The organism is Helicobacter sp. 13S00482-2, from assembly GCF_002272795.1.
Taxonomy (GTDB): Bacteria; Campylobacterota; Campylobacteria; order Campylobacterales; family Helicobacteraceae; genus Helicobacter_J.
In genome coordinates, this window is record NZ_MLAT01000004.1 from 1 (window position 1) to 16,625 (window position 16,625).

A 16,625-nucleotide genomic window follows, 5' to 3' on the forward strand; every position below is an offset into this window, starting at 1 on the left:
GCTTGATGCTTGTATTCTCACTTGGCATTTTTGACTTCATAAACTTCAGCTTGTGCATTGTTATTGTTGTTTGCCCATTGTGTGAGCTTGTCTATATCTGCTTTATGGCTATCTAATTGTGCTTTATCTACATAAGGGCCTACTAGATAACTATGAAGGGTTTGGTTCTTATTGTCTTTAAAACTATAGATGCGATAGGGGTACTTTTTAAGTTGTTTCTCCAAGTTAGCATTCTTAGAAGAAAGGGTCACTACTTTATAGTAGTACCCTGATTCTGGAGCACACCCTTGACATTTATTTTTAGCTTCATCAATAGAGAGAATCTTAGAAGCTTGAATGCCTAAGTTGTTTTTACTGGCTTGTTGTTGTTTAGCTCTTTTGGCTTCTTGTTCTTTTTGTGCTTGAATGTTTCTTTGATAAGCAGAGGTCTTCTTACCAAAGTTAAACCTTGCCCCAATATTGAGATTGTAATCAATATTATAAATACCAAAGAAGGTTCTGCTCACATCAGCATACACTCTCCAATCCTCATTGATCTTCACATTGGTTCCTAAGGAGAGATTGAGTTTATTATTACTTGGAGTGCTAGAAGTGATAGCATCTGGACTGATGGAATCTACTAAAGAAGTGTTTCCTCCAGTATTGGCTTCATTCACATAAGAGATACCCAATCGAATGTCTCCATAAAACCCATTGGTTCTGATTTCTTTACCAAATACTGCTCCAATCCTTGAGATGAGTGCGTGATTGCCTTCTAAGGTAGCAGAGATGCTAGAAGCTTCTGATACAGAATTGATAGATGTATGGAAGTTGTTTCCTCCAATATAACCATAGATGATTTCTACTTGAGGTTCAACATAATAACCTTTGGTATAAGGATTGAGTGCGATCTTCATTAAAGGCAATAAACTATCAAGATGATAACGATAGCCTACTTCTGCTCCTAATAAGAAAGCATGGTTTCCTAAGATTTGTTCAGAAGTAGTAAGGCTATCAATCCTATTGTGCATATAAAGGTATTTGGTGATGGCATCAACATAAAGGCCATTGTCCATCAAATAGGTATTGTATATACCCAATCCTAATGTATTGCCAGTTCCTTGATAATCATTTCCTTTAGAAGTGATGATAGAAGTGTCTGCAACAACCCCTACATAATTCACTCCACCTAGCACATCAAATTTATAATCATATCCAGCTTGAATGGTGGTATAGAAGTCTTTATTATTATCATCACTTCCCATTCCATTCATCACCCTTCCCCAAGCACCTTGAGATGCACCTATTCCTCTTAATTCACCCATTCTTAAATGAAGGTTGTTGGTTTCAACCCTAAAGTTCCTATAAGCACTAGAGAGGGTTTGTTCAATTGGAGTGACTACATCAGAGTTGATAGAAGAACTCAGTGCGGTCAAATAATACTCAGTGGATTTAACATCTGGAGTACCACTAGTTCCTCCAGAAGATCCTGCATTTCTAGTAACATTCATGCCAACAACTGTAGGGGTATAGATCCTAAGTCCTACTTTAGACTCCACGCCTTTAAAGAAGTTTGGAGAAATAGAAGCCCCTACATTTGCAAATAAAATAGGTGCATTCAAGTTCCCTGTTTTTTGAGGGAAGAACTGCACATAATTCACGCGATTGGTTGAACTTGCCACATTAGAGATATTGATCATTGAGCTAGTGCCATTAGCAAGATTAACACCTAATCTCCATACGCCATTAGTGGCATCTAGGGTTTTGATTGAAATATTAAGTGGGACATAATTATCATAAAAACCACCTGTGGCTCCACTAATAAAAGCACCCCCCATCAAACTAGCTCCTGCTATATTGGAATTAAAAGCATCCTCACCTCTTAAATCAATGATAGCCAGAGGATTATTGAGGGTTGGAGCATTCAAAGCCTCCATGCTCACTTCTTTATTTCCAATACCAATATAATCCACAGAAGAATCTTTGGTGAGAATCCATTGACCTGCTTTTTTACCATTGCCTCCTACGAATTTATACTGATTGCCTGTGTTGTTGATATCTTGAATGCTTCCTATTAAAGAAACACTTCCATTAAATCCAACCACTCTTCCTTTTTGATAAGAGTCCATATCAATCTCAGCAACCACTGGAGCATCTTCATTAGCAAAGTTAGAGAAATCATATACAGATTGAGCGTTCTTATTGATGATTTTTACTTTGGTTCCAACTCCAAAGTTCGCATCTACTTTTGCACTAGTGCTGATGTCTCCTTCATATTGCATTCCATGAGGTGATGTGGTTTTATCTTTTCCAATATTGATGGTTTGATCTTTGATATTAGAAGTATTAGCAGCATCAGTGATATTGCCTTTAATAGAAGTAGAACCATCAAAGTTAAAATTTCCAGCATTTGAAGCTTTTGCTGTGCCTGAACCATTGTAGGTTTCTCCACCATTTAAGATATTGTTAATGGCTTTGGTATCTAAGGTTCCAACATCATTGAAAGAATATTGAGAGTTCTTATCTCCACCTGAGATGGTCTTATCATTTTTAAACCCTGAACTACCCTCTCCTTTAAAGCTGATATTTTTAGTGGCATCTCCTTTGATGTTTCCATCTAAAGAAGAAGGATTGCTTGTGTTCGTGCTATCAAAGTTTGCTGCAATGGTTCCAGTAAATTGCTTGTCATTTCCAGCACTATCTTTGTAGTTTTTATTTTGGTTGAGATCTCCTTTGATATTGGTATCTTTAATACCAATGGTTCCAGTGGTATTTTGGAAAGGATCTTTTGAAGCATCATTATTAGGATTGAGAAGCTGATTGAGAGAGTTGATGATGTTATCATTATTGGTATTAAAAGCATGATCGTTTGGATTTGAACTAGAGCTATTGGTGAGATTAGAAACACTATAGGTACTATCAGCTGTGGCACCCCCTTTTTTAACCACATTTCCTTTATCATCTTTAATATCAGAAGCATCCTTGATCGTTCCAATTTCCTTTTTAGAACCATCAGGGTTATTGATAGAACCTCCAAAGTCAAAGTTAATATCTTGTTTGCCATCTTGGGCTTGATATTCATTGTGTTTGATTTCATCCCCTGCAGTATTGACATCAACATTAGCATCCACAGAGTTATGAACTTTTCCTACCTGATAAGAATTCCCCACCCATTTAATCGTACCATTCACAGAAGAACCATTACTTGCTAATGTAGCAAGATCGATTTTGCCATAATCTACAAATGAATAGATATTAGCCTTATTGTCATCTCCTATTTTAAAATTACTTCCTGTAGCATTGCTTCCAATAAAAGCAAGATGTAGTGATCCAGCAGTTTTTCCTATGGCTGCATTGAAGATATGATCAGTAGAAAGATTTAATTTAATGCCACCTGAAAGTGCTTTATTAGCAGCATCAACAAATTCTTTGGCTTTTTCACTCATATCACTCATATCGCCCATATTTTGATTGAAATACGCTTTGAGTACTCCTTGAGTGCTAGTAGCACTAGCATTAGCATCATCAGCTAAGTTTCCACTCATAGAAGAATTCACCACATAAGAAGTTCCATTGAAGGTATTGAATTTTAAATAATCAAGGTTGGCTAAATTACTAAAGAAGACATTAGAAGTACTTGAACCTCCTGTAATAGAAGCGTTTTCTCCAAATGATCCTTGTCCATAGAAAAATACATTGGCATTCACTAGCTTGGCTTCATCATCATTGCTGCCTAATTTCAAAGCTCCACTTAAACTGGATTTAGCAATCTCTAATTTAGTATTACCAATGGCTTTAGCATCACTGTAGTATTGAAGATCTTCTTGTGCATCTCCATTGCTATCAACTCGATTGTTTAAATCTCTAGCATCAAAGATGGCATTGAAATTGACTTTTACTTTTTCAGTATCATTGCTAGCAGATCCAGAAGCAATGGTGGTTTCACCTAGGTTGGTTCCTCTTAAGGTGTAGTTATATGTAGCAGTGCTACCTCCACCACCTGTGGCTCCTTTGAATAAAATGCTCCCTGCAGTTATGGTAGAAAGATTATCAGAAGCATCTTTAATAGGAATGCTAGCTAAAAGTGCATTGCCCAAGTTGATGAGATTGGTATTGACAACACTAGCAAAATTAGCCAACACAACCGTATCAGTGCTAGGAAGCACAGAAGCATCTCCAATGAAGGTGAAATAATGCGTACCTCCTCTTATTTGCAAACGATTGCCCACATTTAAGGTAGAAGCCTCTACATAATCATTGATATCTTTAGCATTCCCATTGATATCTTTAGCATCAGTGAGTAGATTACCCCCTTTAGTGGATAATAAAGAATACTGGGTGCTTTGCTGTGCTCTTGCAAACACTGCATTGATAGAAATATTACCACCAAAATCAGTATCTAGTCCATTTTTCAAACTCAGATTGGTTCCTCTGACATTGAAGTTTCCTCTCACAAACCATCCTGTTTTATTTCCATCTTGATTTAATGCAACATTAGCTCCTGTATTATTTAAGGTGAGATCTAATGCATCGCTATTTCCTGCTAAATCAATTTGAACAGTTCCTGTATCGCTCTTGGTGAGTGCATCATAACCTTTTAGGTTAGTAGAACTTTTATCTTGACTCCTAAGTGAACCTTTACCAATAAAAGAGAGTTTAGAACCACCCTTGAGTGCACCAATATAATTGCCTTGATAAAAGCTAGGATTATTAGAAGTGCTATCAAAGCTCAAATCTGCTAATAAAGAAGATTTTTTGGACTTAGCATCTACTTGTGTGTAAAGATCTCCAATAATAGAAGTGCCTCTTGAAGTAATAGAACCTGCTCCAATAAGACCTCCTTCAGTATTTTCTCCCCAAGTGGTTTGGCTAGCAGCATCTGTGATGGTATCTTCAAAGGATTTATCTGAAGAGTAGATCTTGATGATATTGGCATTATTGAAGTTCAAATTAACAGTGTTGGCATTCCCGATGAGAATTTTTTGCTCCCTTGCATTATTTAAGGTGGTATCTGAGAGTGAGAGGTTTAAAGAACCATCTTTGGTTCCAAAGACAAAGCCATCTTGCACTTCAGAACCAGTAAAATTAGCTGTGATATCCCCACCTTCATTGTTAGCATCTTTAGAAGTCACAAACCTTCCTCTAAAGCCTAAGTGATTGATATTTAAGCTTGAACCAGCATTCACACTAGCAACATAAATAGAACCCACTTCTCCATCATCTGAACTCGCACTCATCTTTAAGGTGCCACCTGCTTTTAAACTGACTTCTTGGCTTCCAAATGAACCTGCTCCAATCGCATTGATGGAGAGATTTTTATCTGAAGCGATAGAAGTGCCATTATAAAATGCTTCATTGAGTTCAACAGCAGTTCCATAAGCAGTGATGCTACCTTTAGCATTATAGAAAGTGAAATCTAGGTTATAGCCTGAATTGATATTTCCTGTGATAGAAGTCCCAACAAATCTAAAGGTGGTGTTTGCATCTAAGTTTTGATAGACCTTAGAGCCTCCAAACATTTTATAATCTCTAGCATTATCTGCTGCTCTAAAATGCACTCCATTAAACCCTAAGGTGTTAAAAACAGAATCTGTGCTATTGCGTGATTGCCACACAATAGGAGTGGGGCTAGAAGTGAAATGATTATCCACTAAATTGATGAAGGTAAAAACTGAACCTTCACCCCCTGAAAGATAGAAGTTATGATCTTTTCCTGTATTGTTAAATATCTTATCTGCTTTGTTATTGCCTGTGAAATTGAAATAAAGATCTTTTTTATTATCATTTGGATCTTTAGAGACCACACTTCCAGAGAAAGCAGAATTTCCATTACTAAAATCAAGCAAACCAGTGTTGAAGAAAATATCTCCTGAAACCGTCGTTCTGGTTAGATTCACTGCTGCTTTGGTGTTTTCAAACTGAGAGTCTCTTAAATTCCCTGCATCAATGAAGTTGATCACTGAAGAAGTATTTAATAATCCAATCTGACCAGTATAAAAAGACTGATCGGTACTCGGATAAGGGATGCCTCCATTAAAGGTGATATGATAAATAGAATTCACTTCAGTGCTTCCTTCAATATCAAATCCCAAGCTTCCTTGATCGTTAGCTCCCCATAATGCAGCATTGCTTTTATCAATGAGTGCATTGATGATAACATTATCGTTTCCTCCAACAGAGAGGCTTGTTTTAGAACCAACGGTATTTAGACTCAATGCAGATTGACCATAAAGATTGATGGTATTAGAAGGAGCATCAGTTTTAGCACCTGCATTGATATTGCTTACTTGCACCACGCCTACATCAATGAGGTTTAATGTCACATCTTTAGCATTTGATCCTAAAGAAGTTGCATTTGAAGTAGTATTAGAGGTAAAGCCTGAAGAGTTTTTTCCAGCAAAGGTGAAAACAGTGGGGGAGCTACTATCGATGGTACCAATAAAAGAAGTGTTCTTTACTTTTAAGATATCAGAGAGATTTGCATTGGTGCCAAATAGATGACCATCTTTATCAAGATTATCACTCAAAGTAGAAACCTCTTGATTGTCTTCATAGTTTTTAAACACAAGACCTGTGATTTCTTTTTTATCGCTATTTAAACTCACAAAATTTACTTTTCCTGTGGGTTGGAAGGTTCCTTTTGCATTCACTCCATTTAAGATCACCTTTCCATTCATTCCCAAATTAGAAAAGCCAGAACCTGCTCCAAAATTCAAAGAGAGATCTTGGAATAAGAATGTAGAATCACTTGCTCCTCCAGTTATTTTTGCATTGGAGTTGATGGCATCTTCCCCAATAAAAGAGAAATGAGCATGTACGTGATTGTCCATAGCAAGATTTCCATTGAGGGCTGCTTTAGCAATTTCTAATTTAGAAGCACCAATGGCATTGCTATTTTCATAGTATTTTAAATCATCACTCTCTCTATCTTGTAATTCTCTATTATCAAAGATGGCATTGATGATCACATTGGTTTGGTTTTTACCATCAGCAGATAAAGGAGCAGCAATATTAAGCGAACCAAGAGTGGTTCCTTTTAGGTTATAGGTGTATTGCACACTTCCTGCTCCCCCACCATTGTTGTTTTGCATGAGTAAATCTGCCATGGTTTGTTTAGAAAGGGCAGTTAGGATGGTACTCTTAGCACTAGCAACATAAGCAGCAATAGCACTCTCATCGCTAAGCCCACTTTGTTTGGCTTGTAATGTAGCTAATGCAGTAGCGATATCATCAATCTTGCCTCCTTGGGCTTGTATGATGTTTTGGAGGGAAATAGCTAAAGCAGTACCCATATTGATGAGATTGATTTGTGCTTTTGCATTGCCTGAGAGTTCCATTGGCTTAGTTACTAATGGCGTAGCAAGAACAGAAGTATCTCCAATGAAGGTCATTTGATTATCGGTGCCTTTAAAAGAGACCGTTCCTGCTTTTAAAGAAAGCGTAGAAGTATCCACATAATCACTGATATTTTTAAGATGACCCTGTGCATCTTTATTAGAAGTGAGCAAGGTACCATCTTGTGTTTTTAAAAGAGTGTCTTTAGTATTAGCAGATGCATTTGCAAATACAAGATTTACTTTAGAACCTGCCCAAGCAGAAAGACCATTATCTAAGGCAATATTGGTTCCTCTGATGTTGAAGTTTCCTTTCACATCTTTTTGTCCTTTGACTTGAGAGAAAACAACATTTGCTCCAGTATTGTTGAAATTGAAATTGGTATTGCCTGAATCAAAGCCTCCTAAAGAGATGGTGACCACCCCACCTGTTTTTGTTGTTGCATCATAAGGAGTGAGGGCTTTTAAACTTCCTTCACCATAAAAAGAAACCGAAGAACCATCTGCAAAAACCCCAATGTGATCAGTAGTTAAGCTAGTGTCTTCTTTATCATCGGTGCTATCAGTTCTAAAAGAAAGATTGGCTTTGACTTTAGAGCGTGCTTTCTCATCTAACTTGCTATAGAGATTTCCAATCAAAGACATATTAGAAGCAACTAGATTTCCTTTATCAAGTCCATTTTCTTTAGAAAGACCACTGAGTTTTAAGAGTTCTCCAGGATCATTAAAGCTCACATCTTTAAGTCCTGTGGTAGAAAGATCAATTTCTGGAATGCCAAAGATTGGCTTACCAGAACTATCGGTTCCTTTGAGTTTGCCTTCATAAGCAGCTTGCACTACAGGATCATTGCTAGAATATAAAGAATTCTCTTGAAGGTTGATGACCACAGGTTTATCTTTTGAACCTCCAAGTACCCCATAGAATTTAGACTTGCTATCAAATTGTGCATCGGTGGTTCCTTTATTCCAATCCCCAATCAAAGAGGTGCCTTTAATGGATAAAGAAGAATCATCTCCAGCTTTATCTGTATTATGAAGCACCACTGTAGCTCCAGTGTTATTGAAGTTTAACTTGGTGTTTCCTGTTCCTGTGTGTACATTTAAGGCTTGATGATTGTTAGGATTGATCGAGCCTTCTCCAGAGAAACTGATGCTTTGATCATTGCTATTGCTAGAAAAGTCAATGGAATTCCCACTATAGTGTGCTGCTGGAATTTCTTTGCCTGTTTCATCACTAGGACGATTGGCATTGGTATCAAAGGAGAGATTGTATTTATAGTTGGCATCTTTGATGTTTCCTTTAATATCGCTCCCTTGAATCTTAAACTCTGTGGCTGTATTGATATTTTGTTTCTTATCTGCTGGGATGTTCTGTTTAGAGCCATCAGGGTTTTTAGCAGCATCAGGGTTGTTGATACCACTCACACCTGCATTTTTAAGACCATCTACAATTGATCCCCCTCCTGTTTGAGAGATGTTGATCCCATCTAGATTCTTGATGGTAATGGAAGAATCAGCATTTCCTCCTAAGATCGCACCTGTGAATTTATCTTTAGCATTGTTGCCAGAAAAATCCAATGTGATGTCATGTTTTCCATCCCCAATAATAGAGAGTCCATCTGTGACAGATCCAGCACTTGCATCTACGCTTAAGGTAACATCTTGGGCTTTGGTTTGTGTTTTAACATTTCCTTTTTCATCTTTTTGGGGTTGGCCTGTAGCAGCATCAATGATAGGAACCTTCACATCTCCACCAATGACACCTGTTAAGGTGGTGCCTTGAAGTTTGACATTGAGATTATCAGTGGTACCTAATTGGGTATTTGAGATCCTTCCAGCATTATTAAAAGAGAAATTCACATTTGAGCTATTCCCATCAAATTTACCTGTCCAAGCACTCTCTCCTTTTTTAGCATCAAATGCATTTGGAGTGAAGTTAAATGAAACACTTTGTTTGAAATTACTGCCATCTAAAGGAATCTTGATATTGGCATCTGAACTCTTACCTGCCACAAAGCCATCACCTGGTTTATGGGTGACTCCTTCTTGGGTGAGGGTGGAAAATACAGGATTGCCAGAAGCATCTGTGTTTGGCACAATCTTAGTGGTACCATCAGGATTGCTTACTACCTTAGCATTCCCAAAGTTATAAGAAGCACTTTTAAGATCAGTTAAAGAAGAACTCTTCACACCTAAGAGTTTAGAAACAGAACTTGCATCTAAGCTCTCTCCTTTTCCTAGATGCACGGAAGTTCCAACAAGGTTAAATGAACTCATTTTTACATTATCACTGAATTTGATATTGGCCACAGAAGAGATGTCTTTCCCACCTGTTGTGCTGAGTTTTCCTAGGTTGGCAAAGGTATAAGAAGAATCCTTTGAACCTCCAGAGATATTAATAGGTGTAGAAGGTTTGCCCTTAGTGTTACCATCTTTATCTGCCCCACCAAAGACAAAGCTCATATCATTTTTAGAAGTTGAAGAAGAATTGATATCTCCTAAAGAGAGTTGCTTGGTTGTTCCATCACTTCCTGTTACAGGAGTGAAATCAAAGGTTCCTTTGATATCTCCATTGAATGCATTGGTGCTATCTCCTATTTTTCCAATGCTTTGTCCTGCTGTATTGGTGAAGATCAAAGAAGAGGGTTTGGAAGTATCGGTGTTTTTACTAGTGATATTACCCACAGAAGCACCATCAAATTTAGCAGTGATTTGAGCTTGGTTGGCATTGATATTGCCTACTTGAGCGTTTTTATTTAAATTGATGTTGAGTTTAACACCATTAGCTGCTGCTTGCTTGCCATTTCCAAAATTAATGTTTCCAATCTTGAGATTCTCTTTTCCTTGGGTGTTGGTGATGGAGATATTATCAGCCCAGTTTGATAAGGTGTTGATATTGCCTATGTTGGAACTATCAAAGGTTCCTGTGAGGACACCACCACTTGTCCAAGCAGTGGCTTTAACACTATCAGTGATATCGATATTACCAATGTTTGCATTTTTGGTATTAAAATGCATCTCTCCACCCACAGTGTTTTTAATATCTCTTAATTTAGAATCTGTTACATTGAAGTTAGCTGCATTTTTAAAAACATTTTTAAAGCCAACATCAGAATTATTCACGATAGAGAAGGTAGGAGTGGTCTTATCAGATCCATTCTGGGTGTAATCAAGTGTGGGTAAGGTACTATTAGAGACACTAACACCTACGGTACTCTTTAGGGCAGTGGATGCATTGTTGATCAATTTGCCTTCAAATTTAGCGTTATTGAAGAATTTGATTTGGAAGTTGGTGTTACCTTTAGAGTTTTCTTGACCAGGCTGATCAGTAGGCTTGGTTAAAGTAAAATCCCCTTTTAAGGTGGAGTTATCCACATAGATTTCTTTCCTGATATTGGGATTAGGAGCTCCCCAATACATACCACTAGCAGACTGTTTACCGTCATTTTGTTGAAATCTGGTGATTTCTAAAATAGAACCATTGGTTACTTTGAATGTCATATCAAAACCATTGTATCCAAAGCTATCTATCTTTAAATTTGCTTGATCATCTACATTCACCACGCCAGTAGCCACAGAGACATTATAATCTTTGATATGAACTTTCGCGCCACTTCTGACATTAAGACCATAGGAATATTTAGCTGCATCCCAATCAAGATTTTTAAAGTACCCAATCTCTGCGACCGCACCATTTTTAAAGGTAAAAACAGGAGCACCCGCACTGATGTTCATATTTCCTACAAAAGCTTTACCCTTAAGAGAATCATATGACGTTCCAGTATAATTCCCATCAAAGGTATAGTAAGTGGGGATAGCAAAACCACCGTAGTAAAAACTAAAATCTCCCTTATAAGCAGAATTTTTAAAATACGCATCAATGTTCTGTCCATTTCCTGCTTGAATTCCAAACCCAGCTTGAATATATTTTTTATTAAAATCAGAGTTTTCCCAAATTGTCCTACTTCCAGCTTTTGCTTCAGCAACGGAGTTATTAAAATAAAAAGTGGCTGTACTAGCAGGATTTCTTATGGTTGCGCGATAGTTGTAATAAATATAATACACATCAGAATAGGTTTGATTCTGAGTGATCTGAAACATTTTCGCAATACTTTGGGTTACTCTACCACAAGCTTCATCTCCACTTAAAAGACATCTCGCATCTCCTTGAGAATAAACCTCAACACGGTTGAGATTTCCATGATCTGCGGATAAAATATCTGGACGAATGGGTGCGGCTTGAATAGCCTGTGCTATATCGGCAGTGAATGGCAATAAAAATGCAGAAAGGACTAACGAAAATAAAGGAAAAAAAGATTTTTTTGACTTAGAAGCTTGAGAATGATGAGATAATGATGAATGCTCAAGTCTTTCAAAACTAATAGCATCAACTTCGCTTGAAGTAGTATTGCAATTTAGGTTGCTTTGAAATCTTTCAGTACTAGAAAACTGATTGGTATTGCCTAAGTGTGAAGAGGGAGCTTTTAAGAGGGAGAATCTATCCCCCCCCCCCATAGTATGTAAATTATGTTCTGTATCATTGCCAATATTTTTGGCACCAATGCGTAGTACGGTACGCAAGAAGTTAGTCGTTGTCATAGGGTTCCTTGTCGTTAATTTAGATTGTTAATGTACAAATTCAGTGAAATTATACTGTACTTCAAATGAAAAATGTTTAAAGTATTCTTAAAAAGTAAGAAAAAGACACAGAAGTTACCAAAAATTTTCCAAAAGTAATCATTCTAAATGAATTTTTCAATCTTAAAAATATCGATAAAATGGGAATTTGGAGATTTGAGAAGACAAAATGATGTATTGAGAAAGGGATAGTTGAATAAAGTGAAAGAATTCTATTTATTACTAGAAATCTCGCTGATTTTAACTCAATTTCATCTAAAATCCCCTCTGATTTAACTCAAAAGTAAATGAAATCTCTGTTTTTTTCATTTACTTTGGTTTGCTTTCATTTACTTTGAATGGAAGGTGATAAAATTCATACTTAAAATCAAGATTGTAATTGGTTTTGAGTGAAAGCACTTCTTTGACTATCAATGATTGTGTCCTCATTTAGAAGGGAATTGGTGTTTTGATGATACTAAGAAGTTATTATGAGAAGCGTTTGATTGGAATTTGATGTGATGGTATTGTTTGTATTTCAACTAGATAGTTGAAATTTGAGTGGTTTTGAACAAATTTCAACTAAAATATAAATTCAATAGATAGCTTTTATATTAAAAGTACCCATGCTTGATTATTTGAATGTGGTACCACCATCAATCACAACAGTTTGACCTGTCAGCCAAGAACTCTGGGTGTCATCACATAAGAAAAACGCTGCTCCAGCTAAATCTTCAGGTGTTCCCATACGATTTAGAGGGGATTGGGTCTCAACGGCATTTTTTATCTCTGCATAATCTGGAAAAGCCCTGAGTGCATCTGTATCAATAGGCCCACCACTGACTGCATTTACCCTGATACCATATGATCCAAGCTCTGTGGCGGCATATTTTACCATCGTCTCAACGGCATTTTTTGAATTTCCATGTCCTGCGTAATTTGGCATATAAACAAGATTGCCCGTAGAGCTAAGGGAGACGATAGCTCCCCCGCCATTTTCTTTCATTCTTTTGGCGGCTTCTTGTGCTCCTACAACAAAAGCAAGAACGGTGGCTGTGTAGATATTATTGAGTCCTCTGGGCTTTAATCTCATAAAAGGGGCAAAACCTCCTGCTACTGATTTTCCATAAATGATTGCATTGGATATGAAAAAATCCACACGCTTAAAGTCTTCATCAATTTTTTTGAATAATTCAATATACTGCTCAGGTTCAAGTACATTTAATGGATAGTATTTTGCTTTAATAGAATATTTTTCCATTACATCTTTGGCGATTTTAGCGGCCTCTTCTTCATTTTTATTGTAAGTAAAGGCAACATCTACACCATTTTGTGCGAATTTATACAAAATCGCTTTGCCAATGCCTCTAGTGGCTCCACTGATAACAAGAGTTTTCCCCTTCATATAATCTGTCGTATTCTGCAAACTTGTCATTTTAACACCTCATAATTTTGTAAAGTTTTTTCGATTAAATCCATATGTTCTTTGTTTGGGGCTACTAAAGGAAGGCGATATTGTAAATTATCAATCAACCCTGCTAAATACATTGCAGCTTTTATAGGAATAGGATTACTTTCGCAAAACAAAACCTTATTTATAGCATAAAGTTCATTATTAATTCTTTTAGAGTTGGGTAAATCTTTATCTAAAGCGTATTTGGTGAGTTGTGAAATTTTATCAGGCAATAGGTTGCCTGTAACTGATATGACGCCTTTTCCGCCATTTGCAAGGATAGGATAATTGATAGCATCTTCTCCACTAAAAATTGCCATTTCACTAATGTTTTGATCAAACTCTATGACTCTTTCTAAAGATCCTGAAGCTTCTTTGATAGCAAAAATATTTTTCACATCTTTGAATAATCTTATAGCGGTTTGAACTTCAATATTCACTCCTGTTCTACCTGGCACATCATAAAGCATTAAAGGGAGTTCTACGGAGTGTGCAACTGCCTTATAGTGCTCATAAATACCTTCTTGAGTAGGTTTGTTATAATAAGGACTCACGCACAATATCCCATCTGCTCCACTTTTTTGTGCAAATTGAGCGAGTTCTATGGCTTCTGCTGTGGAATTGCTACCTGCACCTGCTAGGACTTTTACCCCACTGCCCTTACAAGTATTCACGGCAATTTCAATGCATCGCATGTGTTCTTTATGGGTCAATGTAGCACATTCCCCTGTCGTGCCTACTGGCACACAAGCATTCATTCCATATTTGATTTGTCGTTTGATAAGTTTTTCGTAATTTTCTTCATCAATTTGTGAATTTTTAAAGGGCGTGATTAAAGCACTCATAGCACCACAAAATAACATCTTTAGCTCCTATTTTTTTAAGATGAGGGTTGTTTGAGCTGAGGGAATGAAATATTTATTGGCTACATCTACGATATCTTGGATATTGAGTGCATCAAATTTTTGTTCATATTCTAGCAATGGCTTGATGTCACCTCTAGCAAAGTAACTTCCAAAGAGATCTGCAACACTTGAAGAATCTTCTAGACTATAGATAAAACTAGCTTTTGTATTGATTTTAATTTTATCTAGTTGTTCTTGAGTGATTTTGCCTTTTTTAATTTTATCAATCAAAGCTAAGATTTCTTTTTTGACAACCTCAGCATCAATGCCTTTATTGGCTCCTGCCATCAACAAAAATATGCCCTCATCTTTTAGATCCATACTGTAGGCGTACGCTTGAGAAACAAGATGTTTTTTATCCACAAGTTCGCTTTGAAGTAATGCACTCTTACCGCCACTTAAAATATCGGCGATGGCGCTTAGGGCGACTTGATCTTTGCTCTGAAAATTAGGGATTTTATATCCTATGGCAATCCATTGCACCTGTGTATCTTTATGCACGATGACTTGGCGTGAGCCATCTTGTTTTGGTTCTTGCATATAAACTTCTGGGATTTTGGAGATTTTATTTTTGATGTTTGAAAAGTGTTTTTTGGCACTATTAAAAACCTCTCTTGGATCAATATCCCCTGCAACTAAAACAATAGCATTGTTTGGTTGGTAATACGTGGCGTGAAATTTAGTGATGTCGTTAATATCCCAATTCAAGATGTCTTCCATAAATCCAATGGGTGTCCAATGATAGGGGTGATAAACAAAAGCAGTATTGAAAAATCTAAAATACAAATACCCCATCGGTGAATTATCTGTTCGCCATCTTCTCTCTTCGGCAACAACGTTTCGTTCGGGTAAAAACTCATCTTCTTTGAGAGATAGGTTTCCCATTAGCTCAGCAAACAATTCAAGGGATTTGTCTAGATTTTGTGCACTTGATTTGATGAAATATCGTGTGTAGTCAAAACCAGTAGATGCATTGGTGAGACCACCAAATTTTTTTACAATTTCATCAAATTCACCTGATTTTAAGTTCTTGGTGGATTTGAAGTTCATATGTTCAAGCATATGTGCGATTCCGCTTTTACCCATCATTTCATTTCTAGATCCCACTTTATAAAAAACATCTGTCTCTATGACTCCACTGCCATTTCTCATCGGAATAACCACGATTTGCAATCCATTTTCTAGCTGAATTTGCTCATACTTTGGAAGAAATGACTGAACCTTTGCATTGACCATAATAACTCCTAAAATCATTAGAATAAAAAATATTTTTTTCACTTTAAATCCGCTCCTATCGCATCTTTTATGCTCATAAACCCATCTTTAATAAGATATTCTTGGATTTTAGAGTTGATATTTTTACACAAAGAAGGACCTTTGAAAATAAATCCTGTGTATATCTGCACCAAAGAAGCCCCCATTTTTATCCTTCTGTAAGCTTCTTGGGCATCATCAATGCCACCTACTGAAATCAAAGTGGTTTTGTTAAAAAATGCTCTTGCAAGTTCCTCAAAAACTGCTCTGCTTTTAGCCCTTAAGGCATTCCCACTGATACCACCTATGGATTTGGGTTGGCTTAGAAGTGAATAATCAATCGTGGTGTTGCTAGCGATGATTCCATCAGCACCTTTTTGTATTGCCATTTCACAGACTTGAAGCATTTCATCTGTTGGCATATCTGGAGAAATTTTGAGAAAAATTGGTTTTTTTGTATGGGATTTGGCCATCAAAAAAAGCTCTTGCACGAAATTTATATTTTGCAAATCTCGCAGATTTGGAGTGTTTGGAGATGAGAGATTGAAGACATAATAATCACCCAAATCTAAAAAATCCTTCAAAACATCTTCGTAGTTTTTGAGTGCGTTCTCACTAGAAATATTTTTATTTTTCCCAAGATTAATGCCAATAGGCAACGCATAAGGATAGATTTTTGAAATTCTTGAAGATACTTCTTGGGATCCATCGTTGTTAAACCCCATCGCATTTTGGAGACTCTGCTCTTCTTTGAAGCGAAATAATCTTGGCTTTGGATTGCCCTTTTGATGAGTTTTTGTAATCGTGCCAATCTCTAAAAAACCAAATCCAAGAGCACTCAGTGCTTTTATCATCTTGGCGTTTTTATCAAAACCTGCTGCAAGCCCAATAGGATTATAAAAATCTAATCCGCAAACTTGATTTTTTAATATCTCATTGCTATAGCAAAAATTCTTCGCTAATATGTCTTGAACGATACTGATGGATCCAAAAGCCTGAAGGATACTCTCCAAGGCATTATGAATATTCTCTGGTTCAAACTTGAATAGAATATTGCGTATTGATTTGTATGCGGACATTCAT

General features: G+C 36.8%; 5 protein-coding genes. All 5 read right to left on the minus strand.

All coding sequences use genetic code 11. The annotated features are described in order from the left end of the window. Positions 1–17: 17 nt before the first annotated feature. The 5 genes from BKH42_RS02845 to BKH42_RS02865 all read right to left on the minus strand — a co-directional run bounded on the left by BKH42_RS02845 (position 18) and on the right by BKH42_RS02865 (position 16,621). On the minus strand, positions 18–11,912 hold the full coding sequence (locus BKH42_RS02845) for a hypothetical protein (protein ID WP_095294674.1): 11,895 nt from the start codon (positions 11,910–11,912) through the stop codon (positions 18–20). 652 nt (positions 11,913–12,564) lie between these two features. Continuing rightward, complete coding sequence (locus tag BKH42_RS02850; protein WP_095294702.1) at positions 12,565–13,365, minus strand: enoyl-ACP reductase; 801 nt, start codon at positions 13,363–13,365, stop codon at positions 12,565–12,567. Further along, on the minus strand, positions 13,362–14,246 hold the full coding sequence (dapA, locus tag BKH42_RS02855; protein WP_095294706.1) for a 4-hydroxy-tetrahydrodipicolinate synthase: 885 nt from the start codon (positions 14,244–14,246) through the stop codon (positions 13,362–13,364). The genes BKH42_RS02850 and dapA overlap by 4 nt, the downstream gene beginning before the upstream one ends. Positions 14,247–14,255: 9 nt before the next feature. After that, positions 14,256–15,542 carry a pitrilysin family protein gene (locus tag BKH42_RS02860; RefSeq protein WP_095294917.1) on the minus strand — a complete coding sequence of 429 codons (1,287 nt, stop codon included), beginning with the start codon at positions 15,540–15,542 and terminating at the stop codon, positions 14,256–14,258. A gap of 20 nt (positions 15,543–15,562) precedes the next feature. Continuing rightward, a complete protein-coding gene (locus tag BKH42_RS02865; RefSeq protein WP_095294709.1) occupies positions 15,563–16,621 on the minus strand; it encodes a quinone-dependent dihydroorotate dehydrogenase in 1,059 nt (352 codons plus the stop codon). Positions 16,622–16,625 lie beyond the last annotated feature (4 nt).